Source organism: Thermodesulfobacteriota bacterium, assembly GCA_035325995.1.
In the GTDB taxonomy this organism is placed as follows: Bacteria; Desulfobacterota_D; UBA1144; order Nemesobacterales; family UBA2774; genus JADLGH01.
On the sequence record DAOKYU010000003.1, the window covers coordinates 223,027 to 239,713 of the forward strand.

19 protein-coding genes are annotated in these 16,687 nt (G+C 57.7%); 3 read left to right on the forward strand and 16 right to left on the reverse strand.

The window, feature by feature from the left end:
* Positions 1–10: 10 nt before the first annotated feature.
* The 12 genes from PKC29_05835 to PKC29_05890 form a co-directional block, all read right to left on the reverse strand.
* A complete protein-coding gene (locus PKC29_05835) occupies positions 11–1,279 on the reverse strand; it encodes an ABC transporter permease (GenBank protein HML94931.1) in 1,269 nt (422 codons plus the stop codon).
* A complete protein-coding gene (locus PKC29_05840) occupies positions 1,276–1,959 on the reverse strand; it encodes an ABC transporter ATP-binding protein (protein HML94932.1) in 684 nt (227 codons plus the stop codon). Before PKC29_05840 ends, PKC29_05835 begins: the two co-directional genes overlap by 4 nt.
* Positions 1,960–1,969: 10 nt before the next feature.
* Positions 1,970–2,494 carry a thermonuclease family protein gene (locus tag PKC29_05845; GenBank protein ID HML94933.1) on the reverse strand — a complete coding sequence of 175 codons (525 nt, stop codon included), beginning with the start codon at positions 2,492–2,494 and terminating at the stop codon, positions 1,970–1,972.
* Positions 2,495–2,510: 16 nt separating this feature from the next.
* Positions 2,511–3,362, reverse strand: coding sequence for a metal ABC transporter permease (locus tag PKC29_05850; GenBank protein ID HML94934.1), 852 nt, complete (start codon positions 3,360–3,362; stop codon positions 2,511–2,513).
* Complete coding sequence (locus tag PKC29_05855) at positions 3,359–4,111, reverse strand: metal ABC transporter ATP-binding protein (protein HML94935.1); 753 nt, start codon at positions 4,109–4,111, stop codon at positions 3,359–3,361. Before PKC29_05855 ends, PKC29_05850 begins: the two co-directional genes overlap by 4 nt.
* 72 nt (positions 4,112–4,183) lie before the next feature.
* Entirely contained in the window at positions 4,184–5,155 is a 972-nt protein-coding gene (locus PKC29_05860) for a metal ABC transporter substrate-binding protein (protein ID HML94936.1), read from the reverse strand.
* 30 nt (positions 5,156–5,185) lie between these two features.
* Entirely contained in the window at positions 5,186–6,562 is a 1,377-nt protein-coding gene (locus PKC29_05865; GenBank protein ID HML94937.1) for a hypothetical protein, read from the reverse strand.
* Between the two features lie 193 nt (positions 6,563–6,755).
* Complete coding sequence (locus PKC29_05870) at positions 6,756–7,085, reverse strand: hypothetical protein (protein ID HML94938.1); 330 nt, start codon at positions 7,083–7,085, stop codon at positions 6,756–6,758.
* Positions 7,085–7,942, reverse strand: a complete 858-nt coding sequence (locus tag PKC29_05875; GenBank protein HML94939.1) for an ATP-binding cassette domain-containing protein — start codon at positions 7,940–7,942, stop codon at positions 7,085–7,087. Before PKC29_05875 ends, PKC29_05870 begins: the two co-directional genes overlap by 1 nt.
* Positions 7,927–8,754 carry an energy-coupling factor transporter transmembrane component T gene (locus PKC29_05880; protein HML94940.1) on the reverse strand — a complete coding sequence of 276 codons (828 nt, stop codon included), beginning with the start codon at positions 8,752–8,754 and terminating at the stop codon, positions 7,927–7,929. Before PKC29_05880 ends, PKC29_05875 begins: the two co-directional genes overlap by 16 nt.
* A 9-nt stretch (positions 8,755–8,763) precedes the next feature.
* Complete coding sequence (locus PKC29_05885) at positions 8,764–9,471, reverse strand: energy-coupling factor ABC transporter permease (GenBank protein ID HML94941.1); 708 nt, start codon at positions 9,469–9,471, stop codon at positions 8,764–8,766.
* A 17-nt stretch (positions 9,472–9,488) separates the two neighbouring features.
* Positions 9,489–9,917, reverse strand: coding sequence for a transcriptional repressor (locus tag PKC29_05890; GenBank protein HML94942.1), 429 nt, complete (start codon positions 9,915–9,917; stop codon positions 9,489–9,491).
* 332 nt (positions 9,918–10,249) lie between these two features.
* On the opposite strand from PKC29_05890, the gene PKC29_05895 reads away from it, so the two are divergent.
* Positions 10,250–11,824: a DEAD/DEAH box helicase gene (locus PKC29_05895; protein HML94943.1), complete on the forward strand. Its 1,575-nt coding sequence runs from the start codon at positions 10,250–10,252 to the stop codon at positions 11,822–11,824.
* A gap of 32 nt (positions 11,825–11,856) precedes the next feature.
* Here PKC29_05895 and PKC29_05900 read toward each other — a convergent pair whose 3' ends face one another.
* Positions 11,857–12,444 carry a DNA-3-methyladenine glycosylase I gene (locus tag PKC29_05900; protein HML94944.1) on the reverse strand — a complete coding sequence of 196 codons (588 nt, stop codon included), beginning with the start codon at positions 12,442–12,444 and terminating at the stop codon, positions 11,857–11,859.
* Positions 12,445–12,462: 18 nt separating this feature from the next.
* Positions 12,463–12,822, reverse strand: coding sequence for an AraC family ligand binding domain-containing protein (locus tag PKC29_05905; protein ID HML94945.1), 360 nt, complete (start codon positions 12,820–12,822; stop codon positions 12,463–12,465).
* A 194-nt stretch (positions 12,823–13,016) separates the two neighbouring features.
* Here PKC29_05905 and PKC29_05910 point away from each other — a divergent pair, with 194 nt between their 5' ends.
* Both PKC29_05910 and PKC29_05915 read left to right on the forward strand, forming a co-directional pair.
* Positions 13,017–13,526, forward strand: a complete 510-nt coding sequence (locus tag PKC29_05910; protein HML94946.1) for a hypothetical protein — start codon at positions 13,017–13,019, stop codon at positions 13,524–13,526.
* 101 nt (positions 13,527–13,627) lie between these two features.
* Complete coding sequence (locus PKC29_05915) at positions 13,628–14,560, forward strand: sulfotransferase (protein ID HML94947.1); 933 nt, start codon at positions 13,628–13,630, stop codon at positions 14,558–14,560.
* A 163-nt stretch (positions 14,561–14,723) separates the two neighbouring features.
* Here PKC29_05915 and PKC29_05920 read toward each other — a convergent pair whose 3' ends face one another.
* A complete protein-coding gene (locus tag PKC29_05920; protein HML94948.1) occupies positions 14,724–15,875 on the reverse strand; it encodes an acyl-CoA dehydrogenase in 1,152 nt (383 codons plus the stop codon).
* Positions 15,876–15,962: 87 nt separating this feature from the next.
* The gene (locus tag PKC29_05925; GenBank protein ID HML94949.1) at positions 15,963–16,586 is read right to left on the reverse strand and encodes a TetR/AcrR family transcriptional regulator; all 624 of its coding nucleotides are present in this window, start codon (positions 16,584–16,586) and stop codon (positions 15,963–15,965) included.
* Positions 16,587–16,687: the final 101 nt, after the last annotated feature.

Below are 16,687 nucleotides of genomic sequence, written 5' to 3' on the forward strand. Positions count from 1 at the left end.
TTCACGTTTTCTAGCTTAGCGGTGCGAGGTTCGACGCGACGTCCGTCGAGTACGCCTTTAGGGCCGGTATGACCCCGGCCAGTATGCCGAGCGCTATCATCGCCAGGGGCGCCGCGAGGAGGGCCGGCCCCGGCTTCAGCACGTCGAGGACGACGCCCGTCTCTGCCCTTATGACCACTGCCGCCCCGGCCAGTATGAGCGCGTACACCGCGCAGCCTAGCGCGGCCCCGATCGCCGCTATCGACGCCGATTCCAGGATTATAGCGGCGAAGACGGTCCCGCGCCTGGCGCCGAGCGCCCTCAGTATCGCGAATTCCCGCCGCCTCTCGTTCATGGTGTTGTAGATGCTGGCCAGTATCGACCCCGCGGCGACAAGAACGACGAGGTACGCGACCAGCGACAGGACGTTATTCACCCAGCCGATTTTACCGAACAGCTCCGCCATGACGCGCCCGATGGGCCACGCGAGTGTCGCCGCCGTCCCCTGCCTGTTTATCGTCTGGTCGAGGAGAAAGCCCCCCTGCGGATTCCTGAGCTTCAGCATGACGGCGCTCACCTCCTTGTACCTGTCGGGGATTTCCTCCCCCGCCCTGGGCTCGTACGTCCCGCCGCCGCCCCTCAGCACGTGGCCCGATATCCTGTAGAACTCGTCGATCGGTATCCATATCACCCTGTCGGAAGGCGAGTTCGTCGGCTCGAGCACCCCCGTAACCGTGTACTCCTCGGCGTGCTTTTGCCTTTCGTCGAAAACGAGCCCGTGGAAGGGATTAAACTTCGAGCCCGCCCTGAGGCCCGTTTTGTCCGCGACGTAGCTCCCGACGACGGCTTCCCGTTTCTCCGGGTTGAAGAACTCCCCCTCGGCGAGGGTGAACTTGCGCCCCTTTCTGTATTCGAGGTCGGTGAACAGGCTCCTTTCCGTTCCTACGATCCTGTAGCCGCGGTAGTTGTCGCCGACGGCGTAGGGGACGGCGAGCTCGACGTTCGGATTTTCCTTTATCGCTTCGTACATCTCCCAGGGGATATTCCCGGGGGACGTCTCCAGGTGAAATACGGTATTGAGGACTAGCTGGAGCTGGCTCCCGCGCGCCCCGAGAACGGCGTCGAACCCCGTGGGGCCCCCGGTGAAGGCGTCGTACGTCTGGTCCCTTATGCTGAATACGGCCATCACGAGCCCCGCCGCGAGGGCCACCGACAAGACGGTTATCACGGTCGAGAGCCTGTGCTGCGCAAGGCTCTTCCTGGCAATGAGAAATATCCCGCCCACGTTTTCCCTGTTCATTTTTCTATCCCTCCGCGGGGTGCGCGGTTGATTTCGCCGAGGTCCTTAACGCCCCCGAAATTCCCGAGGACCTTATCGTCGTGGCTTACCAGAAGTAGCGCCGCGCCGCTCTCGGCGCACATCTCCTTTATCAGCGAGACCGCCTTTCCGGCGGTCCCCGGATCGAGGTTCCCCGTGGGCTCGTCTGCAAGGACGAGGGCGGGCCTGTTGGCGAGAGCCCGCGCGAGGGCGACCCTTTGCTGCTGGCCGACCGAAAGCTGGGACGGCTTGTAACCCGCGCGGTCCCCGAGCCCGACGCATTCGAGGAGGCCGAGGGCGAACCCCTTGTCCACCCCCTTTCCGAACATCATCCCGAGGAGGACGTTCTCGAGCGCCGTATAGCCCTGGAGGAGATTGAACGTCTGGAATATGTAGCCGATTTTGTCGGCCCTCAGCCTGTCCCTCCCGGCCTCGGAAAGCGCCGTCGCGTCCTCGCCGCCGAGGAGTATCCGCCCGCCGTCCGGCCTCAGTATCCCGGCGACGAGGTTAAGGAACGTGGTCTTCCCCGAGCCGCTCTCTCCCGAAAGGGCGATCTGCTCCCCGCTTTCGAGGGCGAACCCGGGGACGTCTATGACGGTCAGGATTTCCCCGTCGGGGGTCGTGTAGCTCTTTTTGAGGTTCTCGATTTCCAGTATACGCATCGCATCCCGCCTATTTAAGCCACGGGGATTTCCGCTCCCCGCCGCCCGTATCTTCCGTCTCTTCCTCGACCGAAATCCCGACGAATATGTCTTTATATTTTTCGTCGAGCTCCCCCGCCACGGGCCCGGCGTAGCCGTTCTCGACGAGCAGCACGTTCAGCATCTTTCCGCCCGGCACGAAGACGTAGCTAAGCGGCCCTCCGCCCTCGTCCACCGACTCTCCCGTCTCCACCTTAACGAGCGTCCCCCTCCTCAGGATCGATTCCGAGAACTTCTTCGCGCCGCTTTCTTCATCAGGGGGTATGTCTACCCCCGCGAGCCTTATTTTCAGCATGCTCATGTCGGGCGGCTCGCAGAAGAAGCTGTCCCCGCTCTCGACTCTCATGACAGTGCACGTGAAGTATTCGTATTTGAGGAAGTCGAGAGAGCGCGCCGCCTCTTCGTATTTACCGCCGCACCCGGCCGAGAGCATCGCCGCCGCGATCGCCGCGAACAGAACACCGGCGCGTTTTCCATTCAGGATTATTCCTTTCAATTTTTGCCTCCACGGCTCAGACGCGTTTACGCACCTCGCGCCACAAGAGCCCCGCGATGAAAAATACGCACGCACACATCGCCATCGATGCGCCCGTGGGTAACGACAGCACGAACGAAAAAAAATATCCGAGCACGGCGGAGAGAACCCCCATCGCCGCCGAGAGTATGAATACAAGCTTTAATCTTTCTGTAAAATAAAGCGCCGCGAGCGGCGGCAGCGCCAGGAACGCGAAGACCGGCAAGGCGCCCAGAGCCCTTGTCGCCGCAGCGGCGACGACGGCTATCATCACCATTAGCCCCGCGTTAAGCGCCCGCACCGGGTATTTAAAAAGCCGCGCGGATTCCTCGTCGAACGAGACGAATACGAAGTCCTTCATGTAGATGAGCAGTATGGCCCCGACGGCTATGGCGATGGAAGGAATGATGTATACGTCCTCGGGGGCGACGACGACGGCGCTCCCGAACAGTATGCTCGCGATGTCGTGAGAGCCCTTCGTTATGCGGTCCCCCAGTATGACGACCGCTGCCGAGGCGACGAGGAATCCGAAACCGATGATCCCCTCCCTGCTTATGCGGGAGTAGTCCTTCTTAAACGCGAAGAATACGGCCGCCGCTACGGTAAGCCCTATCGACAGCGCGAACGGGTGCACGGCCGCCGAAAGCGCCCCGAGGCCCAGCCCTTCAATGTAAAACGAAAGCGCGACACCGAAGCTCGACACCTGCGTAAGCGCGGCGCTCACGAAAATTATTCGCCTTAAGACGACATAGACGCCGAGGAATCCGCATATCGCGCCCGCGGCCGTGCCGACTATCATCGGGTCCCGCCAGAGGAAATAACTGTGGAGGAATTCTCCGAACGTTATCATGCGCCGCCTCCGCCGGGCCCGGATATTTGCACGTTGAAATCGCTCCCCGGGTTTAGCCCGAAGAAATCCGCGAGGACGCCGCTCGTCATCAGCTCAGGCTTCGCGCCCTCCCGGAAGACGCCCTTATCCGCGTCCACGAGTATTATCCGCTCTGCGTACTTTGCAGCCGTCCTCAGGAAGTGGCTCACCATTATCACGGCCGCGCCGCTCTCCTTTCTTATCGATTCGACGAGCTCCATTATCACGGCCTCACCCCTGACGTCGACGGCGGCGGTAGGCTCGTCTAGGACGAGCGCGTCGGGCTCACCCGCGACGGCGCGGGCTATGAGGGTCCTCTGCTTCTCCCCGCCCGATAGCGACCGGAACGTCCTCCTTGCGAGGCGGCTCACGCCGGCCATTTCCATCGAGCGGTCTACGCATTTCCTGTCCGCCTTCGACAGCATCCTTCCGGCGGGCACCCTGGCGTACCGGCCCATCGAAACGACTTCCTCGACGGACACGGGAAAGAGCGGGTCGAAATGCCCGTTCTGCGGGACGTATCCGAAAACGATGCCCGGCTCCCTGTCCACGCTGCCCGAAACGGGGGGGACGAGGCCGAGTATGGTTTTAAGGAGGGTCGACTTCCCGCCGCCGTTGGGGCCGAGTATGCCGGTGAATTCCCCTCTCCCGACGGAAAGCCCGACGGGTCCCAGGATGGCCTTCCCGTCGTACCCTATCGTAACGTCTTTGAGTCTTATAAGCTCCTTCATTTTCCACCTTGAAACGGGCGGCCCCGGGAGTGTAGGGAGGTAAGAATCCCGGGGGCCGCCGCGAATAATTTCCTATCCGTTCCGCATGGAGCCCCCGCTCCCCGCCGCCCCGGACCCGCTCCCGAGGGCCGAGGTTATCTGTCCGACGATCGCGTCGAAGAGGTCGAAGTACGTATTTATCCCGTCTTCACCCCCGACGCTCGTCGGGATGGACAGGAACACCGCTCCCGTCTTCTCCGAAATTATCCTCGGAGTTTTCTGCGGGTAGTAATTTGAAGCGATTACGAGCTTTACGTCCTCGGCCTCCATCTTCTTTATAAGCGACGCCACGTGGGACGGCGTCGGCGGTATGCCGGGCTTGGGCTCTATGTATCCCGCGTCCTCGAACCCGGCCCACCTCGTGAAGTAGTCGAGATTCTTGTGGTAGGATACGATCTTGGTCCCCTTGTACGGCGCCAGCTCTTTCGACCATTCGCCTATCCTGAGCTCGAGCAGCTTCGCGAAATTGCCGTAATTCTCCTCGTAATACGCGGCGTTTTCGGGGTCTATCTCCGAGAGCTTTTCCATGACGCCCTTCGCCACGAGAAGACCGTTTCGCGGGTCGAGCATGTAATGGGGATTCCCCCTCGGATGTATGTCTCCCATCGACCTGTCCACGGGGCTCGTCGGCACGTCGAGAACGACGGTCAGAAACCTGGAAGCGTCCACGTTCCCCGGGGAGTTAAGCGTGGCTATGTTCGAATTCCTCGCGCCCGTGACGAGTATCGGCAGCCACCCGATCTCGAGGTCGAGGCCGTTATAAACGAGGATGTCCGCCCTGTTGAGCTTCGTTATATATATCGGTTTCGCGTCGACGAAGTGGGGGTCCTGGTAACCCTTGGCGAGGCTCTCGACGTCGACCTTGTCCCCGCCTATTTCCTTCGCGATCGCCGCGAAATCCGGCGTGGACGTGACCACCCTCACCTTCGCCTCGGCGCTCCCGCCCGCGAATAACGTAACCGCCGCCGCTATGAAAAGCGCGAGTCCGGGAAATGATTTAAACATTTTCATCGTTCGTCTCCTTTCCTTGATTATTTAAAACGGGTGCGCCCCGTGCGCCCCGATCGCGTACTGGAACTGAAGGAATATCGCATGCTGATTAGGCCCGTAGTTCTGGTTCAGATAATCGTACTGTAGCCTTATGCTCGAAAATTCCGACGGCCTGAAAGTCAGCATCGGCGATATGCGGTACGCCCTTCCGAGGAGGCCGAGCGTCTCGTCGTGGACGTGCCCCTCTTCGGGCTCTTCCTCCTCGTGTTCATGGTCGTGGTCTTCCTCTTCGTGGATGGGCGTGTTGGTGTCCGTGAAATCGAACCTGAGCCCGGTGTTCCACCTCTTGGCGAACCTGTACATCGCCTCGGCGTAAAACCCGTAATCCTCGAGCTCCTCCTCCGGTGTCTCGGCCTGCCTCCACATGAACTCCGACTGGAGCGACACTTCCTGGTACGGATTATCTTTAAGCGGCCTGTACTTCGCGAAAAAATCGACACCGTAGAGGTTAGACCTCTCGTCGGGTCCCGACTCGTTACTGCCCGTTGCGAAAGACGCCCCGAGGCTAACGCCGAGCGATTCGCCGACGTCGAAGAAGTTGGCCATGTGGAATATGTAAAGGAGATTCCCGATGTTGTTGGCGTCGGGGCTCCTGCCGAACGTAGGCGTCTCGACGTCCGGGCTTCCGCCGGATGCGCTCAGCTCAAGATACCACGGCACGGGGACGAGGAAGCTCGCCTCGACGCTCGTCGGGTTAAGGTGCTCTCCCAGGAACTCCGCGACGACTATCGGCAGCGTCACGAAGTTCTGCGCGTGCCTGTGTATCTGGTTTATCCTTCCGAACTTCGCCCTCGCCCGCCCGATCTTCAGCTGCGAGTTAAGCGGCATGCTGAAGAGCGTCGTCCCGTAAGCCTCTTCCAATTCGACGCCTTCCGTTCTGAACGAAAAGAACGAATCGAACCTGAAGTAGGGATCGACGACGCTCTGGAACCCGACCTCGATCTCCTGCATGTTGACGCCGGTATTCTCGGGGTCGTTTTCCGCGAAGACGACGGGGTTGTTAAGCGAATACCAGGTCGGGGTTATCATGGCCACGACGCTTATTTCCGGGTTCAGCGACTGGACGACCTTGCTCAGAAAACCCTGCGGCGCCCCCTGTGACGGCGAGGCGGGCACCGTAACCGTCTCCTCTTTTACGACGACCTCTTCTTTTGACTCGCGGCTCTCGACCTCGGCCTCGAGCGCCCTGTTCTTTTCTTCGAGGTCGTCGATTCTCTTCTGCATCTTCTCCATCATCTGCTTAAGCTCGCCAAGCTCCTTCTGAACATCCTCGCCGCCCTGGGCAAACGCATCGCCCGGATGCCACGCCTGACAGGCAACCAGGGAAATGACGAGCACAGCGATAATCCTTCTAACGCTCATTATTCACCTCCAGATTTTTTTGTGAATGAATTCCGGAGCGCCGCGCCGGCATCGGAACAGGGGCGAGTGCGGGCGTTATGCGCCCGCGCGGTAGGTGTATGCAGCGAAGGGGCGTTCACGACCGGACGGAACGATGCCTTCTATATAGAGATATTTACGAGTTTTCGCCCTGGAATTCCTCGGCCGATACGGCTCAGGCGAGCGGAGGCGAGCGCGTCGATTTGTAAAGCGTCAGGAACGACGCCGGGATCAATGGTACGTCTGTGCTGAAAGAAATCAATACGGGTGAATCTATAAGGACGGGTAAATTTTCCCTTTCGGGAAGCTCCAGGTTTCCGTGGAGCCTGCACGCAGAGCACTGCTCGACGGAATGCCCCAGGTGGTCTGTGGATTTCGTTATGCGTACGCCGCTGTCGGCGGCGAAGCCGTGGTTGTGGACGCTCAGGGATAAAACGAAAACGATGGCGAGCGCCGCCGCGAAAAACGTGCTTACTCTCTTTGTCTTTGCCTTCGTTGCGTCCATTATCCGTGTCCGGCCTTGCCCTCAGATGATAACATATGATTCGCGATCGTGAGAGCCGCATCCTTTACATTTAGCGACGGGTCGAGGTCGATACCGAGCTTCTTCAGCTCGGCGAACAGTTCCCCGAGGACGGGCGGCTCTATATGACATTCGGCGAGCGCGCCGGTCATCGAAAACACCTCTTTCGGCGTCCCCTTGGCGACAATCTTCCCCCCGACCGCCATGAGATAAACGGTGTCGGCGATGAGAGGGACGGTATTCATGTTATGCGTTGACAATATTATAGCCGTTTCGTTTTCATGATTCACCGAATTAAGGAGCCTTATCATCTCGGTCCTGCACATCGGGTCTATGTGCTCGAAGGGCTCGTCCAGTATCAATAGCTCGGGCTTCGTGACCAGAGCCCCCGCGAGAGCGACCTTCGTCTTCTCGCCGCCGGAAAGGTAATGGGGCACCTTGTCCTTAAGGTGCTCGATTTCGAGCCTCTTGAGCACATCGCCCACAAGCTCCTCCGTCTTTTCCTTCCCGTACCCGTAATTCCTCGGCGAGAACGATACGTCGTCCCAAACCCTGGGCGCTATTATCTGAAGGTCCGGGTTCTGTAGCAGCGCCCCTATCCTCTCCCGCACCTTCTCGTAATCCTTCCCGGGGTCAACGCCCATGACGTCCATCTCGCCGCCTGAAGCCCTGAGGATTCCGAGCAAGAGCGAGAGCAGTGTGGACTTCCCGCTCCCGTTCGGGCCGAGCATGACGACGCGCTCACCCTTGCGGACCGAAAAGTCCTCCCCTTCGAACCTGAGCGAGGTGCCGTCCGGGTATCTGAAGCCGAGGTCTTTCACCCTTACGATTTCTTCCATGCTTCGGCCTCCCGTTTAGGATAAAGGCCCCACGCGGCCGACAGGGCCAGCGCGAGCACGGCGGCGTAGACGAAATATATCCCGAGCGCGTCGAGCCCCTGCCCGAAGCGTACGAGGAGCGCGAGCGCGAGTATCGCCGCGCCGGTCAAAACCGCCCCAGCGTCGCACGCCGGGCTTCCGGCTCTATCGTATCCGCCGGATAATTTGCCGTTGTATCCCCTCACCCTCATAATGCCGTAGAACTTCTCCGAAATGTCGAGCCCCCGCACCAGCAGGAGCCCTATTCCGGACGAAAAATTCACGACGTTGCGTACGATCTTCCCCCGCGAGATTCCGCCCCTTACCCTGAGCGCCTTCAAGAGGTTGTCCATGAGGTCCAAAAGGAGAAAGAGCGACCTGTAAGTAAGGAAAAGCCCCTCGGCTATGATCTTCGGCAAAAACGGCCTTAGCGACGCGAACACGTCCGGGTACGGCGTCGTGACTATGACGATCACCGACGCGAGGGCTGCGGTAAGCGCCTTCAGCATTATTACGCCGGCGCCGATCCAGTCCCCGTTCCATCCGGCAACCGCGAATATGAGCGCGAATATGGCGGGATAAGCCGCAATCGTTATGACCTTAAGCGCCGGAAGGCCGGTCCTGAAAACGAGGGCGGCGAGCAGGATATAAGCCCCGAGGAGGAAATAAAAATTCCCCGTCACGACGACCGAAGCTATGACGAGCCCGGCGAATACGAGCTTGGGCGGCGCGGACGCCCTGTGGAGGAAGCTCCCGCCGTGATTTGCGTAATAATCTATTGCCGAAACGTCCATGCGATTTCCCTACGTATCCCCCGAGGCCACGAGGTCTGGCCTCACCCTGTAAAGATACGACACGACGAGCCCCGCGACGGCGGCTTCGAGCGCCCATCCCAGCGGCGCCAGCAGAAAAATAGTCTTTACGAACCTTCCGAAGTCGAGGCTGCGGTGCGCCTCCGTATTCACGGCGGCGCCGCCCCCGTCGAGAACAGTTTCTTCGGTGTGAAACGCCGCCGCCGGATTTATGTGCGAAACGTAGACTATCCCCAGCATTATGGAGGTGCTCAGAAAGAGGCTCAAAACCGCCGCGACCGCCGACGACCATCCAGGGCCCCGCCCCGCCATGACCGTCCTTAAAAGCTGGAACAGGTAATAGCCGAGCACGGCCTCCGCGCCGATTACTATAGTATTAAGCCCGACGACCGTGATCCCCCCGTGCCCGAACATCGATATTATGAGGTCCACGATAAAAACGGATATGAAAGCGAGAGCCGGGCCGAGGAGTATGCCGGCGATTATGCTCAGGTTTATGTGATACGCGATGGGCACTATTTCGAGCGTCATGCCCGCTATCATCAGCGCCGATACTATGCCTATAAGGGGAAGCTTCCTCTTCACGTCCCCGGAATTCACCCTCCGGAGGCAAAGCGCGAGAAGGAGGGCCGTGACCACCCACCCCGCGGCCACTATCCACAAAGGGAGAACGCCGTCAGGTATGTGTATGTGAGACATGTGTCAAAATCCCCTTTTCATGCGCTGCATTCCCTGCACTTGCCGAATAATTGAAGGAAGTGGTTCTGTATCTGTATTCCCGTGTCCTTCGAGAGCTTCTCGGATATCTTGTCGAGCGGGCATTCGGCGAACTCTATGACCTTGTTGCACTCGGTGCAGACGATAGGGTGCCTGTGCCCCTCGGGCGCGACGGCGTAGCTGTGGCACCCGTCTTCCAGGTGCACCTTCACGACGAGGCCGAGGTCTATAAGCGTCTCGAGCGATCTGTACACGGTCGCGAGCCCCGTCCCCGGCAGTAGCACTTTCACCTTCGCGTGTATGCCGTTTATGGAAAGATAAGTCTCGCTCTCTTTCAGAACCTTGAATACCGAAAGCCTCTGCGGCGTACACTTCAGCTTCCGGGCGTGAAAAATATCCCTTATGCCGTCCTGACCCCTGGCAGTCATTTTGTTCTTCATGATATGTTTAGCGGCCCGCGCCCTTATTAATAAGTAGCCCGCCCCATGTCAAATGAGAAAGATTCTCAATTGTATTCGCCAAATCCACGGCTGTCAAATCTGCCCCGGAGCATGCGGCTTGCCCGGCAGTTTCTTCGAATCTCCATTATTAGAAAATTGCCTATTGGCGAAAAGCCCTTAATTCAAGTATAATTAAAGTAACTTTTGTAACTTGAGAGAGAAACACTTAGTCACATCCACACGATTCCGCATAAATTGTTGGTACCTGATTGAGTTTTACTGCTTGAGGGGAGAATTGTAAAATCACAGAGGAAGGTTATATGAAATCGTTCGATAATTTAGGTCTATCCGAGGGTATGTTAAGCGCCCTCAAGAAAAAGGGGTTCGAAGCCCCGACTCCAATCCAGGAACTGACAATACCCGAAATGCTGGGAAGCACGAAAGACCTCGTGGCGCAGGCGCAGACCGGCACGGGCAAGACGGCGGCGTTCGGCGTACCGCTCATCGAGCTTATCAAGGAAAACACGGGCCACGTTCAGGTGCTCATCCTTACACCCACGAGGGAGCTCGCGATACAGGTCGCCGAGGAGATAAACTCGCTCAAGGGAGACAGGGAGCTCTCGATCGTGCCCATATACGGCGGGCAGTCGATGAGCCTTCAATTGCGAAGCCTCCGGAACGGCATCGACATCGTAGTCGGAACCCCGGGCAGGGTGCTCGACCACATCTGGAGCGGCGAGCTCTCGCTCGGAAAGCTCTCCTATTTCGTCCTCGACGAGGCCGACGAGATGCTCAACATGGGGTTCATAGACGACGTTAAGGAAATACTCAGCCATACGCCCGAAGACAAGAGGACCATGCTTTTCTCGGCGACGATGCCCCGCGAGATCGTTGACATAGCCAAAAACCACATGCACGAATACAACGAGCTCAAGGTCGAGTCCGAGCAGCTCACGGTGAGCCTGACGGATCAGATCTACTTCGAGGTGAAGCATGCCGATAAATTCGAGGCCCTCTGCCGCCTTATAGACATGGAAGACGATTTTTACGGCCTGGTATTCTGCCGGACGAAGCACGACGCCGATAAAATCGCCAACAAGCTCAGCCGGCGCGGGTACGACGCGGGCGCCCTTCACGGCAACATGTCCCAGCTCCAGAGGGAGCGCATGCTCACGCTCTTCAGGAAAAAGCGCGTGAACATCCTCGTTGCGACGGACGTCGCGGCCAGGGGGCTCGACGTGCACGACCTCACGCACGTCATAAACTATGCGCTGCCCCAGGACCCCAAGGCCTACATCCACAGGATAGGGAGGACGGGAAGGGCCGGCAAGGAGGGGAACGCCGTCACGTTCGTAACGCCCGAAGAATACAGGAAGCTCAAATTCATAACCAAAGAGGCCAAGACGGACATCCGGAAGGCCAAGCTCCCTCTTAAATCCGACGCCGCTCTTCAGGAGCGTAAGCGCACGAAGAAAGAGGTAGACAAAATTGTAAACGCGCCGGCGCGTAACGGTGACTACCTCGAGCTATCGAAAGAGCTCCTCAAAAAGAAGAACGCCGAGGAAGTCGTGGCGTCCTTACTCCAGCACACTTTCGGCAGGGACGACAGGAAAAACGGCAGCGACACGGCCGAGATAGACGACAAGGGGACGACCCGCCTCTACGTCGCCCACGGAAAGCGCGACGGCCTTACAAAGAAGAAGCTCCTCGGCTACATAAAAGAGAAGAGCGGAATATCGCCGGACAACATAACGGACATCCAGATACTCCAGAAATTCTCGTTCCTGACGATGCCGTTCCACGAGGCCGAGGTTCTTCTGGCGCTCTTTAAGGACAAGAAAGAGGGCTCGGGGCCGTTTATCACGATGGCGAAAAAGGAAAAGGCGCGCGGCTGAGCGAGGCTGCGTCCTCTTACGGGGGCGGATGCCTATTTCTCCCGCCCCTCCGAAATGCGCCTTACCTCTTCATACCTGAAGCAATCGACGATGTGGTCGTTTACCATCCCCGCGGCCTGCATGAAGGCGTAGCATATAGTCGAGCCGACGAAGCTGAATCCCCTTTTTTTCATGTCTTTGCTCATCGCGTCTGACTCCTTCGACCTGGCGGGAATCTCGGCAAGGCTCTTCCTCGAATTGTCTATGGGCCTCCCCCCGACGAACCGCCATATGTACTTGTCGAACGTGCCGAATTCCCCGCTCACCTCTAAAAACGCCCTCGCGTTCTGAACGGTGGAATTCACCTTGAGCCTGTTCCTTATAATGCCGGGATTTTCGAGAAGCTCCGCTATCTTCCTTTCGTCGTATGCGGCCACCTTCTGCGCGTCGAAGTTGTCGAACGCCTCCCTGTAGGAGTCCCGCCTCTTGAGTATGGTTATCCAGCTCAATCCCGCCTGCGCCCCGTCGAGGACCACCATCTCGAATAGCGTCCTGTCGTCGTGAACCGGGACGCCCCATTCAGTGTCGTGGTAATCGACGTAAAGCGGGTCTTCCCCGTGCCATCCGCATCTTTTCTTCAAGCCTTCTCTCCCTCCAGGTTATTCGGGGTCTCTGTGTACGGTCTCGGGCGAAAACGCCGGGAGGCACACGGCAATGTATTTCGCCCCATTCGGCGTGCTGTACCTCACCCATTCCCCGGGATAAGCTATCACGGCCTGCCCCGCCCCGACCTCCATCGTCCCGCCTTCGTGCTCGACCCTGAGCGCGCCTTCGAGGACGACCGTAATCTCCTGGAATTCCGGCCTCTGTCCCGGCTCCTCCCATCCCGCGGGCGACGTCATCCTGGCGACGCTGGCCACATCGCCCCCGGAATTTACCCTCCCCGCGAATTCCTCTATTATCTTGGGCTTGTTGCCCGCCGCCTCGATTATGGACGGCCCTTCGATGAGTTTGGGCATAGGTTCTCCGTACGTATCAGTTGAATCCTGAAACTCAGTACTGAATATAAATAAGCCGCCTCTCGCTGGCAAGGACAAAACCGGGCGGCCCGAAAATTTCCGATTGTGTTCATGCGCGGGGAATTTTACACTTTAAATCTATAGGCACTCGAAATCCCGATACCGCGGATCGGTGTAAACGGAGGGGAAACTTCATGAGAAAAATAATAGTCTTAGCTTTCATTCTGGGGCTGGCGGTTTTTACAGCCGGGGCACATTCCCGTGCCAACGGCTCTCCCCAGTGGGTGACAGGGAAGGTCGTGTCCATAGTTAAGGGCACGGAAGGAAGCCTCCTCAGCATGGAGCTGCCCGGGGGCGAGCTGTTCAGCGTCCCTTCCGCGCCGGGGCTTCTCGAAGGAATTCAGGCCGGGGACGTCGTGACGGTGCAGGTTATCGAAGGACAGGCGACGCTCCTCCGAATCGCGGAGAAGGCGGCTCCCTCCACCCCTGCGCCCGAAAAAAAGGACGACGGCGTTCAGTGGGTCCCGGGCGAGGTCATCTCGATAGAGAGGGGCCCGACGGACAGCCTCCTCAGCGTAAAGATGTCGGGCGGCACCGTTTTCAACGTCGCGGCGTCGAACGATAAAATTACGGGGATAAAGGTAGGCGACCACGTGATCGCAAAGGTCTTTCAGGGCTGGGCCCAGTCGGTTACAAAAAAATAGGGTATCGGCTATCGCATTCCTCTCCCCGGTTTTAGATACTAAACCCGGCCTGTTGAAGCCGTGGGCGAAGTTGTGATAAAATCGATGATGCCGGAGAGGGGATGATCGTACAAACGGGTTCGGAAGAATCGAAACTGCCTGACTTCCTTATCGTCGGAGCCGCCAGGAGCGCTACGACGTCGCTCTTTTACTACCTTAAAAACTACGACGAAATATACATGCCGGCCCGGAAGGAGCCCTGGTTTTTCAGTTACGCCGGCAATCCGCCCGATTATTCGAGTCCCGGGGCTTACGATGTCGTTTCAAAGCTCGATGACTACGCGGCCCTGTTCAAGGCCGCCCGCCCCGACCAGATAATTGGCGAGGCCTCGCCTTCCTACCTCTTCACATACAGCGCGGTGATACGGAATATAAAGGACGTGTACGGCGGGCTTTACGACAAGCTCAGGATAATAATAATCCTCCGGAACCCGGCCGAAAGGGCCTATTCCCATTTTATGCTGCACAAGAGGGGATATAAGGAGCCCCTCGATTTCAGGAAGGCAATCGAGCCGGATACCATAACGGCGCGGCGGCGCGATAACTGGGATATATTCTACGACTACACGGGATGCGGATTATATTACGAGCAGGTAAAGGCCTACATGGAAGAGTTCCCCCACGTGAAGGTTCTCCTTTACGAAGACCTCGTGCAAGACCCACGGAAGACGCTCACGGATATCTGTGAATTCTTGTCGGTCGATTACAGGGAAGACGTGAAGCTCGAAAGACTCAACAAGTCGGGCGTTCCGAAATTCGAGCTGCTTAACGAAATTATCAACAAATCGTCGCTGCTCAAGGACTTTCTAATGGCCGTTATCCCGGTGAGCGTCAGGAAACGGATGAAACACAGGGCTTACATGGTTAATATGAAGCCCGTCGGAATGAGCGAGGAATACAGGGAATATCTCCGCCCGTTCTATGTAAAAGACGTCGAGAACCTCTCCGCGCTCCTTAAGAGAGACCTCTCCGTCTGGCTCGAGCCCGGGCGCTGACAATCCCCTCTGTAAGAGCGTAATTTAATTCTTCCGTTTATGTGAATCCATTTTTCACGCACGGTATCTAAATATATAGAAGGCGGTAGTCGAGTTAAAAAGCACATCCTATACCACCATCCTCCAGAGGGAAGAAGCCCTTTAAGTTTAAGGGCTTCTTTTTTTAAACGATTTCCCTCAGAACTTCCCTGGCTATGACGACCCTCTGTATCTCGGACGTCCCCTCGTATATCTCCGTGATCTTGGCGTCCCTGAAATGCCTCTCCACGGGGTAATCGACCGTGTACCCGTAACCGCCGTGTATCTGAATGGCCTTTGTCGTCACCCACATCGCGGTCTCGGCGGCATAGAGCTTGGCCATCGCGGATTCCTTGGAATAGTTCATATGCTTGTCCTTCATCACCGCCGCCTGAAGGGTAAGAAGACGCGACGCTTCCAGGCGCGTGGCCATGTCGGCCATCATGAACTGAAGCCCCTGGAACGACGATATGGTCCTGCCGAACGCCTGCCGCTCCTTCGAATATCTCACGGCCTCCTCCATCGCGGCCCGCGCTATGCCCACGGCCTGGGTAGCGACGCCTATCCTCCCGCCGTCGAGCGTGGCCATGGCGATCTTGAAGCCGTCCCCCTCCTGCCCGATCATCGCCGACCTGGGCACCTTGCAGTCCTCGAAGTATATCTGCGCCGTGCTCGTCGCCTTTATCCCGAGCTTGTGCTCCAGCTTCGCGACATTGATCCCGGGGGTATCCATGTCGATGATGAACGCCGAAATCCCGTGGTGCCCCTTTGACGGATCGGTAGCCGCTATCAGCACCATCACGTCGGCCTCGGCCCCGTTCGTAATCCACGCCTTTGCCCCGTTTATAACGTAAGAATCGTTCTTCCTTAATGCGATAGTCCTCATGCTCGCCGGGTCCGATCCCGCGTCCGGCTCGCTCAGTGAGAAGCATCCGAGCTTCTTCCCGCTCGCGAGGTCTGGAAGGTACTCCTGCTTCTGCTTCTCCGAGCCGAAGGCCAGTATCGGGCTGCAAACGAGGGAGTTGTTGACGGACATGATTATCCCCGTCGAGGCGCAGGCCGCGCATATCTCTTCCAATGAGATCACGTACGACACGCAGTCGAGCCCGCTGCCGCCGTACTCTTCGGGCACCATCATCCCCATGAACCCGAGCTCGCCCATCTTGTCCACGAGCCTTTTCGGGAACTTTCCCTCCCTGTCGTTTTCAGCGGCCTTCGGCCTGACTTCCCTGGCCGCGAAATCCCTGGCCGTCATTTTTATAAGGTCCTGCTCTTCCGTAAGCGTAATTATCGACATGCGTGACACCTCCGTTCTTGCTTGGCAACCGAGCGCTCGCTCGGTATTACATTCTAAAACCGATCGCACTTCATGTCAACAACTTTTTTAGCGGAGGGCTTTCATTATGAGATCTGTCTGCAGCTTGATGTACTGTTTGAGTGTGAAGCTCTTTCTGAGGGCCCAGCGTCTGAAAGCCCACATCTGCCCCTCTACCATGATATTATGCGCTAAAAGCCGGGCCGTTTCCTTGTTTATATGAAAGATCTTTTCCTTGATTCCCTGCAGGATTATGCCCTCGAAGATATCGACGAGGTCGTTCTCCGCGTGAAGGACGTATTTCCTCTCTTCCCTGTTGAGCGACTTCGTCTCCTGGTAAAGGAGGAGCGTGTAGTCCTCGATCTCGTCGATTATAGTGAAGTAGTCGCGTATCGCGTTTCTCAGGTTCTCGTCGGGGTCCTTCTTTCCCGTGAGCGTGCTCTGTAGCTTGCCGCTTACGCTCTTCGATATATGATCGCAGACTAAAAAGAGTATGTCCTCCTTCGTCCTTATGTAATCGTAGAGCGTGCCCATGCTCATGCCGAACTCGCGGGCGATCTCGCGGACAGTGGTCTTGTGGAAACCCTTACGGACGAAGAGCTCGACGGCGGCGTTAACGAGCTCCTGGCGCCTTACGTTTATAAGCTCCTTGTCCTTGATGTTGGACGCTATTAGGCTTTTGGGGTCGGGCATGCGGAATTATTCCCGGTCATCTCTCTGATTCATCATACGCGCCTGGCGGAATGAATCAATATAATAACACAAAGAGAAGGGTTGTATCATGTCGCCCGGAC